Here is a 4,843-nt window from a genome sequence, read left to right on the forward strand (position 1 = left end):
CCGCCAGTACCATCATCACCGCCCAGTTGTACCTGTTTGTTTCTCAGGGCATTAATCCGTTGTTCATGGGTGTCAGAAGTGTCTGATTTAAGACCCACGGACGCTTCAGTGGCCTCAAGAACTGCTTTGTGATAATCCGTAAGAGCGACTTCTGCTTTTAATACCGCATCACTTTTTTGCTTCAGGACTAAACCCAGCCAGGCCATTTCGTCCTCATGCATGGGTTTAGCATTCTGATCCATGTATCCAGGATCGATAATCTCCTTTTCCTGACGATCCAGTTTCTCTTTTGCATCCCACTCTTCAAGCCGTGCATTGGCTAGTTCTATACTTTTCCTGTCGTGCTCACGCAGAAATTCCGTGACCTGAGTGTACTTTTTTCTGGTTAAAGGCAGTCTACCCAAGGCTTCTTTCTGACCATGAGAGTCTGTGCAAGAAGAAATGGTAATAAAGTAATCAGAGTCTTCCAGTAAACTGAGGCCACTCGTTATCTCAATGTTCAGATTTGTTTTGGCTCTCAGATTCTCAAGGATTTCATCTCGTTTTTCTGCGCTTTTTTTCTTTAATAAAAGTCTTATGTCTTCTATTCGTCCTTCAGAGGTCTGATCATCATCGGCAGCCAGACCCAAGTGGATCTGAACCTTTTTCATATCCCGATTGAGGGCTTTGTTGCCTCTATCCGAGAGGTGTTGGATGTCAGCACGGTTCCCCGCAAATTTCACGTTTTTGCCTTCAAGCGTAGCCAGCAAGCGATATGCGCCTGTTAGCTCATCCACTGCTTCTTCCACTTCTCGTCTGGCAGTAGCCAGCTCACGATCAAGGACGTATCGGGGCTTTGGTCCCAGGGGAGCCATCAGCTCGTCAAGCTCATTATCAATGGCTCTGATGCGCTCACTCACATCAGGCTCACCTATTTTCCGAACGCTGACATCCAACTGATACAGTCTGTATTCAATCAGACGGTTCTGTTCGTCGATGGTGGCATCATCTTTGTAGTCCTTGATGTTGAGTTGACGAGCCAATGCATTGTTTCTGTCTCTTCTGACAGCTTCATCGTCATAGGCTTCGTCTACTTCATCCAGTAAGTCGAAAATTTTGGCTCTTATAGCATCCTTCTTGTTGTGCAGGCTGTCATCCATTTCTAACTCTACCCCAAGATCATCGGCCAGTATAAAAACCAATAAATGGCCTCTTGGTTTAGCAAAAGCGTTTTCACTCGTTTTGATGTTCAGCTTTTCCTCTATAGCTTCAAGCCATTGTCTCTGCTGATCTCTGGCTCGCTCCTTCGAACCTTCGACACTATAGGAAAGACGCGCTCGAAGCCTCTGGAATTTGATAGCCCTTTCAGCCAGTAGTGTTCTGTCCAGTAGTGTTCTGTCTTCTTCCCAGAGGGCAGTCAGCAGCTGATCCAGGACGTCTTCCGGGATATCATCGCTGTCAAGTTTTAAACGAATGTTGGAGAGCCTTGCTGCTTTGTCATCATCTTTATAAACTCTGACTTTGACTTTGACTTTGAGGTTCAGTATTGTCTCCATTGCTTCCAGTATTTGCAGGGCCTCCTCCTCTGCCTGCTTTGCGATTTCTTCGATGTGTGTCTGCATCTCATCAGAAATAGCCTGACGACGGACATAAATATCCTGCTCTTTATGGAGACCTTCTATCCCGGCAGCTTTTTCCACAGCACTGATTTTCAAGAGTACTTCAGGCCAGGCTCTTGTGTGGCCCGGAGTTCTTATGTCTTTCAGTACTTTTTCCAACTTGCGAATCTTACGACAGGCTACATCTATCAGGGTGCTACGATACTCTACTGTCCAGTCTTTACTCATCTCAATACCGAGCATTGATGCCAGAGCATTTTGCCTGGCCTTGAGGATGGCTTCTCCTTCTGCGTCTTGAACATTGAGGGTCTGAAGTTTCTGTAGCAGGTGTTTTTGATGATCACTGATGGTCTGAAGTTTCCGAAGCAGGCGTTCTTGCTGAAGAAAAATATCGGCATTGCCGTCAAAATTCTCAATGTTCAATTGCTCGGCAATGTCTGCATGGCGGGCTTTGATTGCAGTGAGTTCTTCAGCATAGGTTTCGGTGCTCTGAAGAGGTTCCTGATCGACCTGCTGCATCAGGTGCTGTTGATGCTGAATGTTCTGATGACGAGCTTGCAGATCATTTTTGTTATCCGGAACCAGACCGAGAAGATCTGCAACGATAGCCAGTCTCTGTGCGGCCAGCTCAATGTTCTGGCCTGCCTGCTGTTGCAGATGGTGATGAATGGACTCAAAGCGGGCATCCAGATCGTCTTCATTGCCCGGAATAATATCGAGATGACCTTCAATAGCCGCCAGTTTTGCTTTAACTGCTTTTTCCTCAAACTCTCCTGCTATGGCAACGGTTGAGGCAACCGCTCTGTTGATTTCATTAATTCTCTCTGTGATGAGTCTCTTTTGCACTTCGGGAGGCTGGAAATCATCCCAGTCATCAATGCCGAGTTCGGCTGCCATTTGAGCGTTGCGAATTTTTGTGGCTTTCACTCTGGCGTCAGAAGCTTGTTGTTCCAGCTCTGGAATTCGATCAGCTTCTTGTTGAAGTTTATCTCGCCATTTTTTCGTGTCTTTCCATTCTTGAAGAAGCATTTCAAGCTCCTCCTCAATTTGCTTCCTGAGGGATTGTGCTCTCTGCTTTTCCGCTTCAATGGCATTGGCTCTTTCGGTTGCATGCTGTAAGAAATTTTTAAGCTGGGCGAGTTCGCCCGCTCTTGCATTCAGCCCCTCCTGCTGGTTTTCCAGCTCAAGTAGCTGTCTGGTCATGTCTCCAAAGACTTTGGTAGCCAGCTTGACGTCGTCTCCAAAACCATTGGCAGGCAATTCAGCTATAGCGGGTATAACCCTCTGAACACTTTGAACAAATGCCTCGCTAGCCAGAAGATCTCTCAGTACAGGTTTGAAGTTGAAGTGTTTTTCGAGTTGAATCTGTAGCCAGATTGCCGTCATGATCGAGGAAGCAACTTTGATGTGTGCTGCTGTGAATTCAAACTCATTTTCATTATCGGGAGTAGCGCTGGTCAATGCCTGCTGCAGCGCTTCATAGCGGGCAAGCGCCAACAGTTTACCTTCTTCAAATTCAGCATCGAACTGCACAGCGAAGTCAATAGCAAGTTCCTCCAGCAGCGCCATCTGCCTGCTTCGGATGATGTGCTGATAGCTTTTGAGTTTGTCTTTTTTAACCTGTGCCGTCACTGCAGGAGCGGGGGCATTACCGACAACTTCTGCCCTGAGGTTGAAGAGGCTTTTTACAAAAGCAATATCGGTTGGATTCTGCTTTTGACCATGGAAAACGATAATCTCTTCAATCTCTTCTCCCGGAGCCTGAACCACTTCCAGTCTTGGGTAACCATCGGGCACATAATAAGCCAGTGTTTCATCCTCAACATGTACTACATATCCGACGGGTTTCTGGTATGCCAACAGTTCATTCAGAGCTTCCTGTTGTAAACTTTTACCCAGAACATAAACCTGGGTATAGGCTGAGGTGGCTGCGGCCAAGAGAGTCTCATCATTGATAAAGAGTGATTTACCCAGACGCTGCGGTTCAGGTGGCTGATCGCCTGAAGCGACAAGACGCATGAAGGTACGCCCGGCTACTTCAACTTCGTCTATTTTAATAGTGGCAAGGGCAGTATACTTGTCCGCCGCTCCAAGGCTTCCTGCTCTTCCATTCGCACCTTTCAATATTCTGGCCAGTTGTTTGGGGCTGGCGACTTTCGTCAGAGGTTCTAACAGTCGGGTGTTAACTGATTGAATACGAACAGCCCTTATTGAATTTTGACAAGTCATCCCATCTCTGACTTCAATAACCAGTTGCTTTTCTGCAAGGTTATGGGTGAACCTGAAGACCCCCTCATTACCGACCCTCAGGACTTTGGTGTATTTCTGAGCAACGTCATTCTTGCCTGTCTCAAAAAGATCCACACTGGAAACGCCACCGTCAATGCCAGAAAGAACATCTGTAAAGCCCTCAGAAGGAACGTCATAGACTGCTCTGGCTTCAGTCTGATCAGGGTAGGTGGTGGTAAAGGATTTGGGTATTGGTTGCTGGTCATCCCCCAAAGTTGGCTGAACCACGACCTCAGTCTGGGTAAACTCCACACCTTCATTGCCCGGAATATCGAAAGATTTGGTCTGCAGCCTGCGATCGGCCAGTGCCTGTGTACCAATGATGGAAGAATAGATTGCAATGGCCACTGCAAGGCTTACTGCATTGGGGCGAGCCTGTGTCATTCTGGTACCTCGGAGCTGAGTATTAGTCGCTTCATGACTGTTAGTTGCTCATGGCTGTCAGTTGCTCATGGCTGTCAGTCGCTCATGGCTGTTCCGTTAAGCTGAAATGTTCACCAGTATCAAGGTGGTGTGCCGAGGTTGCAGATGGAAAGCCTGATTGTGAGGCATTTCTCTTATCATGACCGTGAACTGTCTGTACATCGCCCTTTTGCCATTTGTAAAAGGCTCCGGGAGTGTAGAAGTAAGGAATACTTTCTGCGTGGGAGAACGACCATTTGGGCACATTTGCCTTAAAGTATTTCTCCCAGCCATGCTCAAACATCCTCATGGTGCGATCACGTCGTTCACGGAACTGAAGATAATGCTCGTTTCGGGTCCAGCCATACATAATGTTGTTTGCTTTAACACGGTTGGCATACTCTTCATCGGTTTCATTGAAGCGTTGAGGTGTGGCAATAGCCGTACGTTTCACATATTTATCTTGCGTTTCCCCCATGCCTATCCAGCGATTAAGCTGGTCAAGACTGCGGCCCAGAGGTCCGCCCAGCCATTGAGTGAGCATCTTGTTGTCG

General features: G+C 47.3%; 2 protein-coding genes. Both read right to left on the minus strand.

The genetic code is table 11. The features are described 5' to 3' along the window. Positions 1-4,271: hypothetical protein (locus KDK18_RS00340; RefSeq protein ID WP_257252381.1), on the minus strand; the 4,271-nt coding region annotated here is incomplete at its 3' end. A gap of 82 nt (positions 4,272-4,353) precedes the next feature. After that, the coding region (locus tag KDK18_RS00345; protein WP_257252382.1) for a hypothetical protein at positions 4,354-4,843 on the minus strand (490 nt) is incomplete at its 5' end.

The sequence above is a fragment of the Endozoicomonas sp. SESOKO3 genome (assembly GCF_024606255.1).